Source organism: Streptomyces marispadix (assembly GCF_022524345.1).
Taxonomy (GTDB): Bacteria; Actinomycetota; Actinomycetes; order Streptomycetales; family Streptomycetaceae; genus Streptomyces; species Streptomyces marispadix.
In genome coordinates this window covers 5,598,298-5,613,591 of the sequence record NZ_JAKWJU010000002.1, presented here as the reverse complement: position 1 = coordinate 5,613,591, position 15,294 = coordinate 5,598,298, and the positions used below count along the sequence as shown (strand labels likewise).

10 protein-coding genes and 2 pseudogenes are annotated in these 15,294 nt (G+C 71.1%); 3 read left to right on the top strand and 9 right to left on the bottom strand.

Annotated features, from left to right (window positions below):
* Nucleotides 1–20: 20 nt before the first annotated feature.
* Together katG and MMA15_RS23360 are read right to left on the bottom strand one after the other, a co-directional pair.
* Nucleotides 21–2,254, bottom strand: a pseudogene (gene katG, locus MMA15_RS23365) (catalase/peroxidase HPI).
* 30 nt (nucleotides 2,255–2,284) lie between these two features.
* Nucleotides 2,285–2,689, bottom strand: coding sequence for a Fur family transcriptional regulator (locus MMA15_RS23360; protein ID WP_277401350.1), 405 nt, complete (start codon nucleotides 2,687–2,689; stop codon nucleotides 2,285–2,287).
* Nucleotides 2,690–3,127: 438 nt separating this feature from the next.
* Between MMA15_RS23360 and MMA15_RS23355 the strand changes: the two genes are divergently transcribed.
* On the top strand, nucleotides 3,128–4,123 hold the full coding sequence (locus MMA15_RS23355) for an RICIN domain-containing protein (RefSeq protein WP_241062050.1): 996 nt from the start codon (nucleotides 3,128–3,130) through the stop codon (nucleotides 4,121–4,123).
* A 254-nt stretch (nucleotides 4,124–4,377) separates the two neighbouring features.
* Here the strand turns inward: MMA15_RS23355 and MMA15_RS23350 are convergent, their stop codons facing one another.
* The 3 genes from MMA15_RS23350 to MMA15_RS23340 all read right to left on the bottom strand — a co-directional run bounded on the left by MMA15_RS23350 (nucleotide 4,378) and on the right by MMA15_RS23340 (nucleotide 8,431).
* Entirely contained in the window at nucleotides 4,378–5,844 is a 1,467-nt protein-coding gene (locus tag MMA15_RS23350; RefSeq protein WP_241062049.1) for an FG-GAP and VCBS repeat-containing protein, read from the bottom strand.
* Between the two features lie 196 nt (nucleotides 5,845–6,040).
* Nucleotides 6,041–6,700: a LysE family translocator gene (locus tag MMA15_RS23345; RefSeq protein ID WP_241062048.1), complete on the bottom strand. Its 660-nt coding sequence runs from the start codon at nucleotides 6,698–6,700 to the stop codon at nucleotides 6,041–6,043.
* Nucleotides 6,701–6,859: 159 nt separating this feature from the next.
* Nucleotides 6,860–8,431: an MFS transporter gene (locus MMA15_RS23340; protein ID WP_241062047.1), complete on the bottom strand. Its 1,572-nt coding sequence runs from the start codon at nucleotides 8,429–8,431 to the stop codon at nucleotides 6,860–6,862.
* A 643-nt stretch (nucleotides 8,432–9,074) separates the two neighbouring features.
* Between MMA15_RS23340 and rho the strand changes: the two are divergent.
* Nucleotides 9,075–10,316: pseudogene (gene rho, locus MMA15_RS23335) on the top strand (transcription termination factor Rho); the annotation flags it as partial.
* Between the two features lie 106 nt (nucleotides 10,317–10,422).
* Here rho and msrB read toward each other — a convergent pair.
* The 4 genes from msrB to MMA15_RS23315 all read right to left on the bottom strand — a co-directional run bounded on the left by msrB (nucleotide 10,423) and on the right by MMA15_RS23315 (nucleotide 13,936).
* Nucleotides 10,423–10,830 (bottom strand): peptide-methionine (R)-S-oxide reductase MsrB, encoded by a 408-nt coding sequence (gene msrB / locus MMA15_RS23330; protein WP_241062046.1) that lies wholly within the window; start codon nucleotides 10,828–10,830, stop codon nucleotides 10,423–10,425.
* Between the two features lie 58 nt (nucleotides 10,831–10,888).
* Nucleotides 10,889–12,298 (bottom strand): UDP-N-acetylmuramate--L-alanine ligase, encoded by a 1,410-nt coding sequence (murC, locus tag MMA15_RS23325; RefSeq protein WP_241062045.1) that lies wholly within the window; start codon nucleotides 12,296–12,298, stop codon nucleotides 10,889–10,891.
* Nucleotides 12,299–12,504: 206 nt separating this feature from the next.
* Nucleotides 12,505–12,972 carry an indole-3-glycerol phosphate synthase gene (locus tag MMA15_RS23320; protein WP_241062044.1) on the bottom strand — a complete coding sequence of 156 codons (468 nt, stop codon included), beginning with the start codon at nucleotides 12,970–12,972 and terminating at the stop codon, nucleotides 12,505–12,507.
* 130 nt (nucleotides 12,973–13,102) lie between these two features.
* Nucleotides 13,103–13,936, bottom strand: coding sequence for a pyrimidine reductase family protein (locus MMA15_RS23315; protein WP_241062043.1), 834 nt, complete (start codon nucleotides 13,934–13,936; stop codon nucleotides 13,103–13,105).
* Between the two features lie 301 nt (nucleotides 13,937–14,237).
* On the opposite strand from MMA15_RS23315, the gene zapE reads away from it, so the two are divergent.
* Nucleotides 14,238–15,272, top strand: a complete 1,035-nt coding sequence (zapE, locus tag MMA15_RS23310; protein WP_372498292.1) for a cell division protein ZapE — start codon at nucleotides 14,238–14,240, stop codon at nucleotides 15,270–15,272.
* Nucleotides 15,273–15,294 lie beyond the last annotated feature (22 nt).

Sequence of the window (15,294 nt, the reverse complement as noted above, 5' to 3'; positions counted from 1 at the left end):
CCTCGATCAAACGGCGTCGATCAGGCCAGGTCGAACCGGTCGAGGTTCATGACCTTGTCCCACGCGGCGACGAAGTCACGGGCGAACTTCTCGCCGGCGTCGTCGCATGCGTACACCTCGGCGAGCGCACGCAGCTCCGAGTTGGACCCGAAGACCAGATCGACGCGGCTGCCGGTCCACTTGACCTCGCCGGTGGCGGTGTCGCGGCCTTCGTAGATCTCGGCGGTCTCGGACGTCGGCTCCCACTGCGTGCCCATGTCGAGCAGGTTCACGAAGAAGTCGTTCGTCAGCGCGCCGGGGTTCTCGGTGAGCATGCCGAGCGACGACTTGTCGTGGTTGGCGCCGAGGACGCGCAGGCCGCCGACGAGTACCGTCATCTCGGGAGCGCTCAGCGTGAGCAGGTTCGCCCGGTCGATGAGAAGGTACTCGGCGGGAAGCCGGTTGCCCTTGCCGAGGTAGTTGCGGAAGCCGTCCGCGGTCGGCTCCATCGCCTCGAAGGACTCCACGTCGGTCTGTTCGGCCGTCGCGTCCGTACGTCCCGGAGTGAACGGCACCTCGATGTCGTAGCCGGCGTCCTTGGCCGCACGCTCGACGCCCGCGCAGCCACCGAGGACGATCAGGTCGGCGAGGGAGACCTTCTTGCCGCCGCCCTGGGCGGAGTTGAAGGACTCCTGGACCGCCTCCAGCTTGCCGAGGACCGAGGCGAGCTGGTCGGGGTTGTTGACCTCCCAGCGGTTCTGCGGCTCCAGGCGGATGCGGGCGCCGTTGGCGCCGCCGCGCTTGTCGCTGCCCCGGAACGACGAGGCGGCGGCCCAGGCGGTGGAGACCAGTTCGGCCACCGACAGCCCCGACTCCCCGATCAGGCGCTTGAGTTCGTCGACGTCCTCGGCGTCGATCAGCTCGTGGTCGACCGCGGGCACCGGGTCCTGCCAGATCAGGGTCTCGCTGGGCACCTCGGGGCCGAGGTAGCGCGCGACCGGGCCCATGTCGCGGTGCGTCAGCTTGAACCAGGCGCGGGCGAAGGCGTCCGCGAACTCATCCGGGTTCTCCAGGAAGCGCCGCGAGATCGGCTCGTAGACCGGGTCCATGCGCAGCGCGAGGTCGGTGGTCAGCATCGTCGGGGCGTGGCTCTTCGACGGGTCGTGGGCGTCGGGGACGGTGCCCTCGCCGGCGCCGTCCTTCGGCCGCCACTGGTGCGCACCGGCGGGGCTCGTGGTCAGCTCCCACTCGTAGCCGAAGAGGATCTCGAAGAAGCTGTTGTCCCACGTGGTGGGGGTGTTGGTCCAGATGCCCTCTAGGCCGCTGGTGATGGCGTCGCCTGCGACGCCGGTGCCGTGGCCGCCCTTCCAGCCGAGGCCCTGCGCCTCCAGCGGCGCGGCCTCCGGCTCGGGGCCGAGGTGGCTGTCGGGCGCGGCGCCGTGGGTCTTGCCGAAGGTGTGCCCGCCGGCGACCAGTGCGACGGTCTCCTCGTCGTTCATCGCCATGCGGCGGAACGTCTCACGGATGTCGCGGGCGGCTGCTATCGGGTCCGGATTGCCGTTGGGGCCCTCGGGGTTGACGTAGATGAGGCCCATCTGGACGGCGGCGAGCGGGTTTTCGAGTTCGCGGTCGCCGCTGTAGCGCTCGTCGCCGAGCCACGTGGTCTCCGGGCCCCAGTAGACGTCCTCGTCGGGCTCCCACACGTCCGGACGGCCGCCGGCGAAGCCGAAGGTCTCGAAGCCCATCGACTCCAGGGCGACGTTGCCCGCGAGGATCATCAGGTCCGCCCACGACAGCTTCTGGCCGTACTTCTTCTTCACGGGCCACAGCAGGCGGCGGGCCTTGTCGAGGTTGCCGTTGTCCGGCCAGCTGTTGAGGGGCGCGAAGCGCTGCTGGCCGGCACCGCCGCCGCCGCCCGGCCGTCGCTGATGCGGTACGTGCCCGCGCTGTGCCACGCCATACGGATCATGAACGGGCCGTAGTGGCCGAAGTCGGCGGGCCACCAGTCCTTGGAGTCGGTGAGCACGTCCGCGATGTCCCGCTTCACGGCGGGGAGGTCGAGGCTCTTGAACGCCTCGGCGTAGTCGAACTCCTCGTCCATGGGGTCGGATACGGGGGTGTTCTTGGCGAGGATCTTCAGGTTGAGGCGGTTCGGCCACCAGCCGCGGTTCCCACCGCCCTGTGTCGGGTGAGGGGCGCGGCCGTGCACGACCGGGCAGCCTCCTCCGGTCTCCGTGCTCGCCGTTTCGACGACTGCATCGTTGTTCTCAGACACGGAAATTCCTTCCACGTGGATCAGGGATGATCAGGAATCGGCTGCGGCGGAACAGCCTGGGCACAAGCCCGAATATGTGACCTCGGCTTCGTAGATGTCGAATCCGTGGTCGTCGGACGCGGTCAGGCAGGGGGCCTCACCGACAGCGCAGTCCACGTCGGCGACGGCCCCGCACGACCGGCATACGACGTGATGGTGGTTGTCCCCGACCCGCGCCTCGTAGCGTGCCAGCGATCCCGGCGGCTGGATGCGACGCACCAGACCGGCACTGGTCAGCGCGCGCAGCACGTCGTAGACGGCCTGGTGGGAAACCCCGCCCAACTCCTCCCGCACGGCACCGATGATCGACTCGGTCTCGGCGTGCGGATGGTCGTGCACCGCGTGGAGCACCGCCACGCGGGGCCGCGTCACACGCAGAGCGGCCCCGCGCAGCATGCGCTCGAAGTCCGAGGTCGTTGGCACGTTCGGAAGCGTGCCTCATTTTCTTGAATCAATCAAGAAAGTGCGCCGGGATCGGCTCGGGGCACCGTGGCCCCGAGCCTGCCGTCGGGCGACGCGCGGCAGGAGGGCACGTGCGAACGGGCCGACTCTCGCTGAAATGTGGCCGGTAGCGGGCTCGCCGCGCTCGCGCACACGTCCACTTCCATGACCGCCCCTCCCGGAACCTACGCATGGACACGGTGTCCAACACCGGGCGGCCCCACGACTACAGGCGCCCGGTCAGGGCGAAATCCCGTACGACAGAGAATCGCCATATCGGGGCGAATCGGTCGTATCTCCGGTATTCACTCAGCGCGGAGTTCTGCGTCGTCTCCGGGCCGCCCCGATTCCGCAGAGAGGATTTGCGCGATGCGTGACGGTAGAAGGCGTCCGATGCAGCGGACGGGGTTCCGACGCGTCGGAGTCCCGGCTGTGCTGTGCACCGCCACCGCCGGGCTGATGCTCGGCGCGCTTGCGGCGCCTGCGGCGCAGGCCGACGACGGCGAAAGCAGCGGGCCGGTGAAGATCTACAACAAGGGCTCGGGCGGGTACTTGGGCGTCTACGACGACAACCCGAATGAGAACCACGAGGTCCGTTCCCTCGTGGGCGGACGTTACTGGTCCGCCGAGGAGCACCCGGGCAGGGCCGCCCACGACTGGGTGGTGACCCGCGTCGGCGACTACCACACCCTCCGGCTCACCAAGACCAAGGACGCCAAGCCGCTGTGCCTGACCGCCAAGAGCGGCGCGGTGATGAACAGCGCGATCATCCTCAGCCCCTGCCAGGACGGCCGGGCCTCGCAGCAGTGGTCCCTCAAGGCACCGGAGTCGGGAGAGGGCGACTGGCTAAGCATCCGTCCGCGCAACGGACAAGACATGGCCATCGGAACCTTCAAACGCGAGGAGCACTGGGGCGCCTACGACAAGCTCTCCCTGAACCGCGCCAACGAGAGCTCCGACCGGCTGTGGAAGGTGCCCGGCGTGAGCGACGAGAGCGCCCCTGGCCAGGCGGAGATCAAGGGTGAGCCGAATCAGACGGCACGCAACGACTCCTTCGCGAAGCCCGCTGTCACCGTGACGAACACCGGCAGGTCCCGCATCGCCAAGCGAACCGTGACGCTCACTCCCGGCCCGGCGGGTGTCAGCTTCCCCGGGGTCGTAGAGCTGCGCGTCAAGCGGCCCGACGGCACCTCGCAGACCGTGCGGTGCACCGATACGGGCACGAAGGCCGTCTGCAACGACGTCCCGCTCGGCATCGGTCCGGGACAGACCACGCGTCTGGACACCGACGTACGCATCTCCGGTCTGAAGCAGGGCGAGATCCCCAGCCTCGGCTACGACGTGGACCGGCTCGGGCGGGCGAAGTCCGAGATGAGGGTCGTGGGCTGAACCGCCTTACGCGGACGGGTCGTCGGGTGCGACGGCCCCGGCCCCGGGCGGGCGGTCCGCCTGCCCGGGGCCGACGAGCGGGGCGGCGGCCGTACGCGCCGCGGGCGACCGCCGGACGACGCCCGGCGACGGCCAGGACCGGCCAGGACCGGCCAGGATTCAGACCACCGGCACAGGCCGGGGTGCACCGGCGGAGACCGGACTGGTACAAACCGATACAGACCGGAGAGGCAGGACCGCCGCGCGCGGCGCTCTCAGCGGGTGCTCAGCGGCTTTCCGTACTTCTGGGCCGTGGACGGGTACGGGAGGCCGAGCGTGCGAGGGGAGAAGGCCGCCGAGCCCCTGGCCGAGCCGCCGGGGAGGTACCACACGGCGCCCAGGGACGCGTTCTCGCCGGGGGACCCGGCCGTCACGTCCGGTATGCCGTCGGCGTTGAAGTCACCCGAGGCGACCGCCGCGCCGAAGGTGTCGCCCGCCTCGGCGACGCCGGGGACGCCCGACGTGTCCTGGTTCCAGGCGACGGACGTGGCAGCGCCCGCGGCGTCGAGCAGCCCCTTGGCGCCGCCGTGGAGCAGCCAGGCGGCGCCCGCCCCCGTCCTGCTTCCGATGGCCTCACCTAGAGCGCCCGCGATCAGGTCGTCGCGGCCGTCGCGGTCGACGTCGGCGGCGGCGAGGGCGGCGCCGAAGCGGTCGCCGTCCTCGGCAACGCCCGGGACGCCCGCCGTGTCCTGGTTGAGGGTCTGGGCGCGGCTGCCGAACGGGCCGCCCGCGGGGCTTCCGTAGTGGATGTGGACGCCGCCGCCCTTGGCGAGTTCTTCGGGGCCGCACGGGTCGTCGATGTTCTCGTCGGCGATCTCACGGCATTCGCCGAGCGCCAGGTCGTCGTGGCCGTCGCCGTCGAAGTCGCCGGCGGCCAAGGCCGTGACACCGGCGTTGTCCGTGTTCCAGAAGTTGGCCATCGCGGACCGGTCGGCGTCCCACTTCCACAGGCGCACGTGGGACTGCGTGTTGGGGTCGCTCTCGGTCCAGTACGCCACGGCCAGGTCCGCCGTGCCGTCGCTGTCGAAGTCGCCGGTGGCCAGGACGGGGGCGCGGCCGCCCATGGGGGCGGCGACGACGGTGGTGACCATGCTGTCCTCGCCCTGGATGACGCGGGCGACGACCTTGTCCTTGCCGCCGATCACGATCGCCTTGTTGCCGCCGCCGGTCAGGTCGGCCGCCGCGACCGATCTGCCGTACGCGGCCGACGGCGACGGCCCGGTGAGCACCGTCGACCCCGGTCCCGGCCCGCCCTTCGAGCCGCCTACGGCGGTGACCATGCCCGCGTCCGTACCGCGGTCGGTGACGTCCTCGCCCGGGACACCGGCGAGGAGTTCCGCGATGCCGTCGCCGTTGAGGTCCACCAGGGCCACGGACGCGCCGAAGCGGTCGCCCGCCTCCGGGGTGCCGGGCAGCTCGGGAGTGGCCTGGGTGATGCGGATGCTCCCGTGGGCTCCGGCGCCCTTCGGGCCGCCCCAGACGACGTTCACGTACCCGGCCTTGGCCTGACCGCCGACGGTCCCGTCCGGGACGCCGACGGCGACGTCCGCGTAGCCGTCGCCGTTGAAGTCGCTCGCGACGGTACGGGGTGCGGCAGCGGTGGCCCCGGACGGGACCACGAACCCGGCGGCGGCCACAGCGGCCGCGACGGCGCACATCAGCATGCGGCGGTTGTGTGGCACGGGGACCCCCACTCGGTCGACGGCGTGGGGGGGGTATCTGGTGTGACCGTCGAAGGGCGGAGCTGGTTGTACGGATTTCGCCGGTTCCGGTCGGCGGGCGCGGAGCTCACGGTGGGCGCCGGGTCCCGGTGGGGGCACGGGCGGGTCCCGGTGGGCGGGCGGCGCCCTCCGGTGAGGGAATGCACCGGCCCCGGACCTAGCCCTCCAGTGCCATCCGTATGCCGAGCGCCAGCAGCACCCCGCCGGAGATCTGCTCCAGGCGCCGCCGTACGCCCGCGCGGGACAGCACGCGGCGCATCCGGCCGACGAACCATACGTACATCCCGTAGTAGCCGATCTCGAAGACGGCCCAGAGCGCCGCCAGGGCCACCATCAGCGGGAGTTGGGGCGCACCGTGCGGGACGAACTGCGGCAGGAACGACATGGCGAAGACGGCGGCCTTCGGGTTGGCGAGGTTCAGCAGCAGGCCCGCGCGATAGGAGCGCCAGCCGCTGATCGCCGCCGGGCCCGGTTCGGCCGTGGCGCCCGGTTCGGCCGTGGCGCCCGGTTCGGCCGTGGCGTCGAAGCCTGCGCCCCTGCGGGCCGAGCGTATCGCCTGCACGCCGAAGACGATCAGCACGGCGGCCCCGCCGAACCGCATGATCTCGTAGGCCAGTTGGGACGCGGCGAGCAGCGCGGTCAGACCGAACGCGGCGACGACGCCCCAGGTGAAGACTCCCGTCTCGTTCCCCAGCACGGTCATGAAGCCCGAGCGGCGGCTGCGCAGCGAACTGCGCACTATCAGCACGGTGCTGGGGCCCGGCGCCATCGCGACCAGGACGCAGGCGCCGAGAAAGGACAGGAGAGTCGTGAACATGCGGGCCATCCTGGCCGGGCGCCGGGCGGGTGGCGAACCGTTTTCCGGCCGGGATCGCCTGCTTACGGCCGGATTCCCGGGGTCTCGCGGGCACCCGGAATCCCAGGATGAGGGACTTACGGGGCGAACGATCAGGTGGGGGCGACGGGTTGAGGACGGTCAGACGCCCGCACGTGACGGTCGTACCTGCCGTCCGGCCCCCGCCTCCGCAGCGTTCCCGGAGTGCCCCCCGCTCCCGGCGCTCCCCGCGTCCCGGCCCGGCAGGAACGAGGCGATCAGCAGCCCCGTGAGCGCCGCCCCCGCCGCGATGAGGAACGAGACCTGGAAGCCGCTGCGCGTGGGCACGTCGGTGCCGCCGAGCGGGATGCTCATGTGCGCCAGTACGACGCCGACGATCGCGCTCGAAGTGGAGGTGCCGATCGAACGCATCAGCGTGTTCAGCCCGTTGGCGGCGCCGGACTCCGACGGCGGCACGGCGCCGATGATCAGCGCGGGCATCGCCGCGTAGGCGATGCCGATGCCTACGCCGATCAGTACGGCGGTCACCACGACCTGCCATACGGCGTTCATCAGTACCGTGCCCGCGAGATAGGCGACGGCGAGGACCACCAGCCCCGCCATCAGCGAGACCTTGGGACCCCGGGCCGCCGAGATGCGTGCGGAGAGCGAGGAGACGAGCATCATCGAAAGCCCCATCGGCGCGACGCACATCCCCGCGACGGTCATCGTCTGCCCCAGCCCGTAGCCGGTGGAACGGGGAAGCTGGAGAAGCTGCGGCAGCACCAACGTGGCGGCGTAGAAGGCGAGTCCGACGGCGATCGAGGCCAGATTGGTCAGCAGCACCTGGCGGCGTGCCGTGCTGCGCAGATCGACCAGCGGCCTGCGTACCCGCAGCTCCATCGCTCCCCACAGCACGAACACCAGCGGCGCGGCGGCGAAGAGCCCCAGCGTCAGCCCGCTGCTCCAGCCCCAGTCGGCGCCCTTGGATATCGCGAGCAGCAGCGCCACGAGCCCTGCCGTCAGGCCGAGAGCGCCGGGTATGTCGAAGCGGCCACCGGTGCGCTGCGCGGACTCCGGTACGACGGCGAGCACCGCCAGCATCGCGAGGAGGCCCAGCCCGGCGGCGCCGAAGAAGAGCATGTGCCAGTCGGTTCGCTGAGCGGCGTACGCGGCGGCGGGCATGGCCAGCGCCCCGCCGACGCCGAGCGACGAACTCATGAACGCCATGGCCGATCCGAGCCTGTCCGGGGGCAGTTCGTCCCGCATGATGCTGATGCCCAGCGGGATGGCTCCCATAGCGAAGCCCTGCACGGCACGGCCGGTGATCATCGGTATGAGCGACGAAGTGACGCCGCACAGCAGCGAACCGGCCACCATCGCCGCGAGGCTGACGAGGATCATGCGCCGCTTGCCGTAGAGATCCCCGAGGCGCCCCATGATGGGCGTGGCGACGGCACCGGAGAGCAGCGTCACGGTGACGACCCAGGCGGCGTCGGACGTGGCGGTGTTCAGCAGTACGGGCAGCCGGGCCACCACGGGTACGAGCAGCGTCTGCATCACCGCGACTGAGATCCCGGCGAAGGCCAGCACGGGCACGACTCCCTTGCGCGCGCCCGCGGTTCGCCCGCCTGAAGCGCCACCGGAGGTGCCGTTCCCGTCTGAGACGCCGGTGCCGCCTGCGCCGGCGGGGCGGGCGGTCGCGGACGAGGCGGCACTGCTGGCCTGGGTCATGCGGACTCCGGATTCGGTACGGGAGGCGGTACGCGGTACTTGAGACGCGCGGCGTCGACGGGATGCGGCGGATGCTGGACGGGGACGAGACCTACGGCGTAAGGGACTTGCGGAATCGCGGCGGTACAGGCGGGTCGTATGGGCGGAATCGACGGTTGCGGCCGGTAACGGACGTGCGGCGGGCGGGACTTGTGTGGCGGCTGCGCAGTTCGCTCCGGCCGCCCGGACGCCGTGGCCGCGGGCGGCATCGGCACCGGAACGCCACGGCACCGGACACAGGCCCGCGCGCCGCCGCGATCTGTTGCAACGTACAAGCGAACCGCCGCGCACCGCCTGCCTATTCCGCCTGGCGGGATGAGCACCGAAGGTGCGGGGGCGTACGGGCGGCCGACCGGGTTTCCCGGCGGCCAGCGTGGGAAGTGCACGCATGACGGTGTGGTCCGTCCACCGTCTTGAACCTGCGGCCGTCCCCGCGCCCGCCCGGATTCCGGTCCGCCCCGCGGAGCACGGCGGAGGCTTCCGTTCTCACCGCGTGCGCAGACGAGGACGTACGTACGAACTCCCATCCGGAAGGCCCTTCGTGAGCGACACCATCGAAAAGCCCGCACATCCCGGCACCGAACAGGGCCGCCCGTCCAAGCGCGAAGGCCGTCGTGGTCGGCGGGGTCGTTATCGGGATCGTCGTGGGCGTCGTGGTGGTCGTGAGGATGCGGAGCCGCAGATCGCTGAGGATGATGTGCTGATCCCGGTGGCGGGGATCTTGGACATTCTCGATAACTATGCGTTCGTGCGGACGTCGGGTTATCTGCCGGGTCCCAATGATGTGTATGTGTCGTTGGCGCAGGTGCGGAAGAACGGTCTGCGTAAGGGTGATCACGTCACGGGTGCGGTGCGTCAGCCGCGTGAGGGGGAGCGGCGGGAGAAGTTCAATGCGCTGGTGCGGCTGGATTCGGTGAACGGTGCGTCGCCGGAGGGTGGTCGTGCGCGGGCGGAGTTCAACAAGCTGACGCCGTTGTATCCGCAGGAGCGGCTGCGGTTGGAGACGGAGCCGAACCGGTTGACGGCGCGGATCATCGATCTGGTGTCGCCGATCGGGAAGGGGCAGCGGGGTCTGATCGTGGCGCCGCCGAAGGCGGGGAAGACGACGGTTTTGCAGTCGATCGCGAATGCGATCACGGTGAACAACCCGGAGTGCCATCTGATGGTGGTGCTGGTCGATGAGCGGCCGGAGGAAGTCACCGATATGCAGCGGTCGGTGAAGGGTGAGGTGATCTCCTCGACCTTCGATCGTCCTGCGGAGGATCACACCACGATCGCGGAGTTGGCGATCGAGCGGGCGAAGCGGCTGGTGGAGCTGGGTCACGATGTGGTGGTGCTGCTGGACAACATCACGCGGCTGGGCCGGGCGTACAACCTGGCGGCTCCGGCGTCGGGGCGGATTCTCTCCGGTGGTGTGGATTCCACGGCGTTGTATCCGCCGAAGAAGTTCTTCGGTGCGGCGCGCAACATCGAGGACGGGGGGTCGCTGACGATTCTGGCCGCGGCGCTGGTGGAGACCGGGTCGCGGATGGATGAGGTGATCTTCGAGGAGTTCAAGGGCACCGGCAACATGGAGTTGAAGCTGGACCGGAAGCTGTCGGAGAAGCGGATCTTCCCGGCGGTGGATGTGGATGCCTCTGGTACCCGTAAGGAGGAGATCCTCATGGCGGGTGACGAGTTGCAGATCATCTGGAAGCTCCGCCGGGTGCTGCACGCCCTGGATCAGCAGCAGGCCATCGAGTTGCTGCTGGACAAGATGAAGCAGACCAAGTCCAACACCGAATTCCTCCTCCAGATCCAGAAGACCACGCCCGGCTCTTCCGACGGCGCGAACGGATCGGACTGAGGAACGGGCTGAGGGGGCGCCCGACGGCACAGGGCCGCATACGACGGGCGCCCGCCCATGAGAGGCGGGCGCCCGGCAGACGGCGACAGCGGAACCCGGGCCGGGTTCAGGACTCGGAGGGCTCCAGCCGCACCGCGATGCTGTTGATGCAGTACCGCTGGTCCGTCGGCGTCTGATAGCCCTCGCCCTCGAAGACGTGGCCCAGATGCGAGCCGCAGCGGGCGCACCGCACCTCAGTGCGGAGCATGCCCATCGAGTGGTCCTCCAGCAGCTCGACGGCGTCGGAGCCGGCCGGGTCGTAGAAGCTGGGCCAACCGCAGTGCGACTCGAACTTCGTGTCGGAGCGGAAGAGTTCCGCACCGCAGGCCCGGCAGTTGTAGACGCCGGTCGTCTTCGTGTCGGTGTACTCGCCGGTGAAGGCGGGCTCGGTGCCCGACTCACGCAGCACCCGGTACTCCTCCGGGCTGAGCTCCGCCCGCCACTGCTCTTCCGGCTTCTCGATCTCGTACGTCACGGCCGGTCGGCCTCCTTCGTCGGTCTCGGGGCTCGGTCTCGGGATTCCCCGACGGCACTCACTTCGGCAGCCGGGCGAGGATCTCGGGGCCCAGCTCCGTCACGTCACCCGCCCCCATGGTGAGAACGAGATCGCCCGGGGCCGCCATTCCCGCGACCAGGTCCACGCCCTCCGTGCCGCTCGCGGCATGCCGTACGTCGGCGCCCGCCGCACGTGCCGCGTCGATGATCAACTCGCTGGTGACGCCCGGGATCGGGTCCTCCCGCGCCGGATAGACGTCGAGGACGACGGACGCGTCGGCCAGCGCCAGGGACTCCCCCATCTCGGTGGCCAGCTCCTGTGTACGGCTGAAGAGATGCGGCTGGAAGAGGACGATGATGCGCCCGTCGCCGGCGCCGCCGCGGATCGCCTCCAGATCGGCGGTCATCTCGGTCGGGTGGTGCGCGTAGGAGTCGATGACCTGGACGCTGTTCGCCTCGCCCTTGAGCTGGAGGCGGCGGCGGACCCCGGTGTAGGTGCCCAGGGCCTTCGCCAGCTCGTCGGCCGGTACGCCCAGCTCGGAGCCGGCGACGAGGGCGGCGACGGCATTGTGCGCGTAGTGCCGTCCGGGCACGAAGACCGCGAAGCTCAGCTCCTCACCGGCGAGGCGCACGGTCGTCTGGCTGGTCAGCCCGTGCGGCGTGACGTCGAGGATGCGCACGTCCGCGTCCTCGGCCTCTCCGTAGGTGCGCACCCGCACCCGGCCCCGCTCGCGCACCCTGCGGGTCAGCTCGCGGGCGCCGTCGTGGTCGGCGCTGACGACCAGCACCCCGCCGGGGCGGATGCGGTCGGAGAAGGTCACGAACGAGTCGTAGATCTCCTCGATGGAGGCGTAGTTGGCGTGGTGGTCGAGTTCCACGTTGAGTACGACGGCCACCTCGGGCGCGTACTTGTGGAAGCTGCGGTCGGACTCGTCGGCCTCGGCGACGAAGATCTCGCCGCGGCCGTTGTGCGCGTTGGAGCCGGGCTCGTCCAGGTCGCCGCCGATCGCATACGACGGGTCGAGGCCGAGGGCGCCCAGGGCGACGGCGAGCATCGACGTCGTGGTGGTCTTGCCGTGGGTGCCGGCGACGGCCAGCGGACGGCAGGCGTCCATCAGCGCGGCCAGCGCGTCCGAGCGGTGCACGACGGGCACTCCGCGCTCCCCCGCCGCGACCAGCTCCGGGTTGTCCGGCCGGATGGCGCTGGAGACGACGACGCTGGTGGCGTCGGCCGCCAGATGCTCCGCGTCATGGCCGATGTGCACGGTCACGCCCAGGCCGCGCAGCGCGGCCGCCGTCACCGACTCCCTCGCGTCGCTGCCCTGCACCCGCGCACCGCGCTGGGCGAGGATCTTCGCGATGCCGGACATGCCCGCACCGCCGACGCCGATGAAGTGCGGGCGTGCCAGGTCCGCGGGGACCGTAGGGCTGGACAGGTCGGCTGCCATGCGGGCGCCTCCACAGGACTCGTACTCTCGCGAACGGCGCGCGCCGTGCGCCTCATGGGGCGGCACGGACGCCGCTCGGCGTCCCGTACCGCGACGTGCACCACGCGCGCTGCTCAGCCTATGCGCTGCGGGACGGCTGCCCGGCCCCCGGGCGCATGACGGCCGGCAGCCGCCCCGCGCCCGGCCGCCCCTGAGGTGTGGGCGCCCTAAGGGGTGTGGGCGAAGAGCTTCAGCACGGGCACCCCCACCTTGTGCCGCGCCCTCGTGGCCCAGTCGCGGTGGAAGAACTCCTCGACGAGGTGCGGTGCCGTCAGCACGATCACCTCGTCCGCCTTGTGCCGCTCGACCGCCTTCGTGAGCACATCCAGCGGATGGTCCTCGATGATGCTGCCCTCGGCGCGGGCTCCGGCCTCGCGCAGCATCGTCAGCGAGTGTTCGAGGGCCCGGACCGCGGGCTGCCGCGTATCGCGGTCCTCCGGTTCGCTGCCCTCGCGTACGGCCTGGTCGAACTCGCCCAGCGCGACGTCGTCCAGGGCGCGCAGCAGCCGGTCCTGGTCGCCGCGGGGCTGAATCAGTACGACGAAGGAGACAGGCTCGTCACCGTGGAGCGTCGTGACGAGTTCCACATCGTCGGACACCAGCGGCTTCTCGATCATCAGTACGGTCGTGAACACGACGGTGCCCTTCTTCAACATGGAGCCGGGGCTCCGGAGCGATCATCCTGCCAACGGTTGCCCGCGAAACGTGCAACTCACGCTCCTCAGGGCGTCCGCGGATCAGTCCGGAACGGATCTGCTTCTCCTCTCATTCCGGTGTCAATGCGCCGTCGTCCGGCGCCGGGCCGCTCCGCCGGTAGCGCGTGAACAGGAACCCGTCCTCCTCCAGTACCCCGGCCAGCGCGTACTCCACGGGCACCTCGGTCCCCGGCCCGTTCACGATCCGTGAGGCCTCACCGGAGGTGATGCGCGGCGCGACCGTGAGGCAGAGCTCGTCCAGCGCTCCGCCCGCGACGAGCTGCCCCAGCAGCCGTGGCCCGCCCTCGGTCAGCAGCCTCCGCAGTCCCCGCCCGGCCAGGGCACGGGGCAGCCGGTGCGGGTCCACCGTGGCGCCCTCACCGGCGAAGACGACCTCGGCGCCCGCCTCTCGTGCCGCCGCGACCCGGTCGGAGGGAGCGCCCGCACCGGTCACCAGCAGCGTCGGCACGAGGGGGCGGGTGAAGAGCGGCTGGGAGAAGTCCAGATCCAGCCCGGCGCTGACGACGGCCATCACCGGGACCGGGCCCTGTCCGGCCTCCGCGCGGCGCCTGGCGAAGACCTCACGTTCGTGCGGCGGCCCGTATCCCTCCTGACGTACGGTCTGCGCTCCCACCACGACCGCGTCGGCGAGCCCGCGCAGCACTCCGAAGACGCGCATGTCGGCCTTGGAGGACAGCGGCTGCGAGCGGCCGTCGTGGTAGGCGGCGCCGTCGAGTGAGGAGACCATGTTGGCGCGCAGCCAGACTCCGTCGCCGTCCGGGTCGGTGGCCGTCTCCGGGTAGGCGTAGGCGTCGGCGAGGGCTTCGATGCTCCAACGGCCGCCGCCTGGCGTGCGGGACGATTCGGGGCGGTCGTCGGCGGGCGGTGGGAACAGGCGTCGCATGGACGGCAGTGTGGCACGAGCGCCCGGACGCCCGTCCCCGGCTGCCGGGCCGCTGCGAACCCCGGCGGGCGCACGTGGAGGGCGGTCGAAGCCGTCGCCTCCGGCGGAGGTGCGCGCTTCGCCGGCCCGTAGCATGAAGGGCGTGTCCCGCTCGCCCCACTCAGCAGAATCCGCAGGCCCGGCCCGTACGGGACCGGCCGCCGCCGGACCGGCAGGTACCGCCGGACCGACAGGCGCAGCTTCCGTCCCTTCGCCGGACGCGGGGAGCGCGCCGCTCTCCCTGACCGCACGCGAGCCTCGCGTGCCCGCCGAGCGGCTCGTCGCCGAGATGGTCCCGCCGCCGCGCTTCGACTCCGTGCGCTTCGAGACGTACGTGCCGGACCCGGAACGGCCGAGTCAGGCCGAGGCCGTGCGAGAGCTGCGCTCGTTCGCCGGAGGCATCGCCCCCGACGGCCGTGACGGCGGCGGAGGCGCCAGGGGCGGCGTCCTGAAGCGCTGGTTCCGGCGCGGCGGGACCACGGCGGGCTCCCCCGGCCCCAAGGGGGTCTATCTGGACGGCGGATACGGAGTCGGCAAGACCCATCTGCTGGCCTCCCTCTGGCACGCAGCCGACGTACCGCCGGAACGCAAGGCGTTCGGCACGTTCGTCGAGCTGACCGACCTCGTGGGGGCGCTCGGCTTCCAGGAGACGGTGCGCACGCTGGGCGGCCACGACCTGCTGTGCATCGACGAGTTCGAGCTGGACGACCCCGGTGACACCGTCCTCGTCTCCAGCCTGCTGGCCCGCCTCGTCGACCGGGGAGTCGCCCTGGCGGCCACGTCCAACACGCTGCCGGGCAGGCTCGGCGAGGGCCGCTTCGCCGCCGCCGACTTCCTCCGCGAGATCCAGGGCCTCTCCGCGCACTTCCGTACGCTGCGCATCGACGGCGAGGACTACCGCCACCGGGGACTGCCCGCCGCACCCCAACCGCTCGCGGAGGACTCCGTGACGAGCGCCGCGCGGCGCACGCCCGGTGCCTCCCTCGACTCCTTCCCGGCGCTGCTTTCCCATCTGGCCGCCGTGCATCCCAGCCGCTACGGGGCGCTCGTCGACGGTCTCGGTGCCGTCTGTCTGACCGATGTCGGGCCGGTGCCGGACCAGGCGACGGCGCTGCGGCTGGTGGTGTTCGCGGACCGGCTCTACGACCGTGAGCTGCCGGTGGTGGCCTCGGGTGCGCCCCTGGACGGGCTCTTCAGCCCGGAAATGCTGGAGGGCGGCTACCGGAAGAAGTACTTCCGGGCGATCTCGCGGCTCACGTCGCTGGCGAGGGACGGGGCGCGGCTCGCACGGGGCTGAGCGCGTCCCGCGGCCCCGGGCG

Bases quoted from the DNA above. Each gene is read 5' to 3' on its own strand.
- MMA15_RS23360 (WP_277401350.1), bottom strand. From the start codon at position 2,689: ATGCTGCGCGGGGCCGCTCTGCGTGTGACGCGGCCCCGCGTGGCGGTG.
- MMA15_RS23355 (WP_241062050.1), top strand. From the start codon at position 3,128: ATGCAGCGGACGGGGTTCCGACGCGTCGGAGTCCCGGCTGTGCTGTGC.
- MMA15_RS23345 (WP_241062048.1), bottom strand. From the start codon at position 6,700: ATGTTCACGACTCTCCTGTCCTTTCTCGGCGCCTGCGTCCTGGTCGCG.
- MMA15_RS23340 (WP_241062047.1), bottom strand. From the start codon at position 8,431: ATGACCCAGGCCAGCAGTGCCGCCTCGTCCGCGACCGCCCGCCCCGCC.
- murC (WP_241062045.1), bottom strand. From the start codon at position 12,298: ATGGCAGCCGACCTGTCCAGCCCTACGGTCCCCGCGGACCTGGCACGC.
- MMA15_RS23315 (WP_241062043.1), bottom strand. From the start codon at position 13,936: ATGCGACGCCTGTTCCCACCGCCCGCCGACGACCGCCCCGAATCGTCC.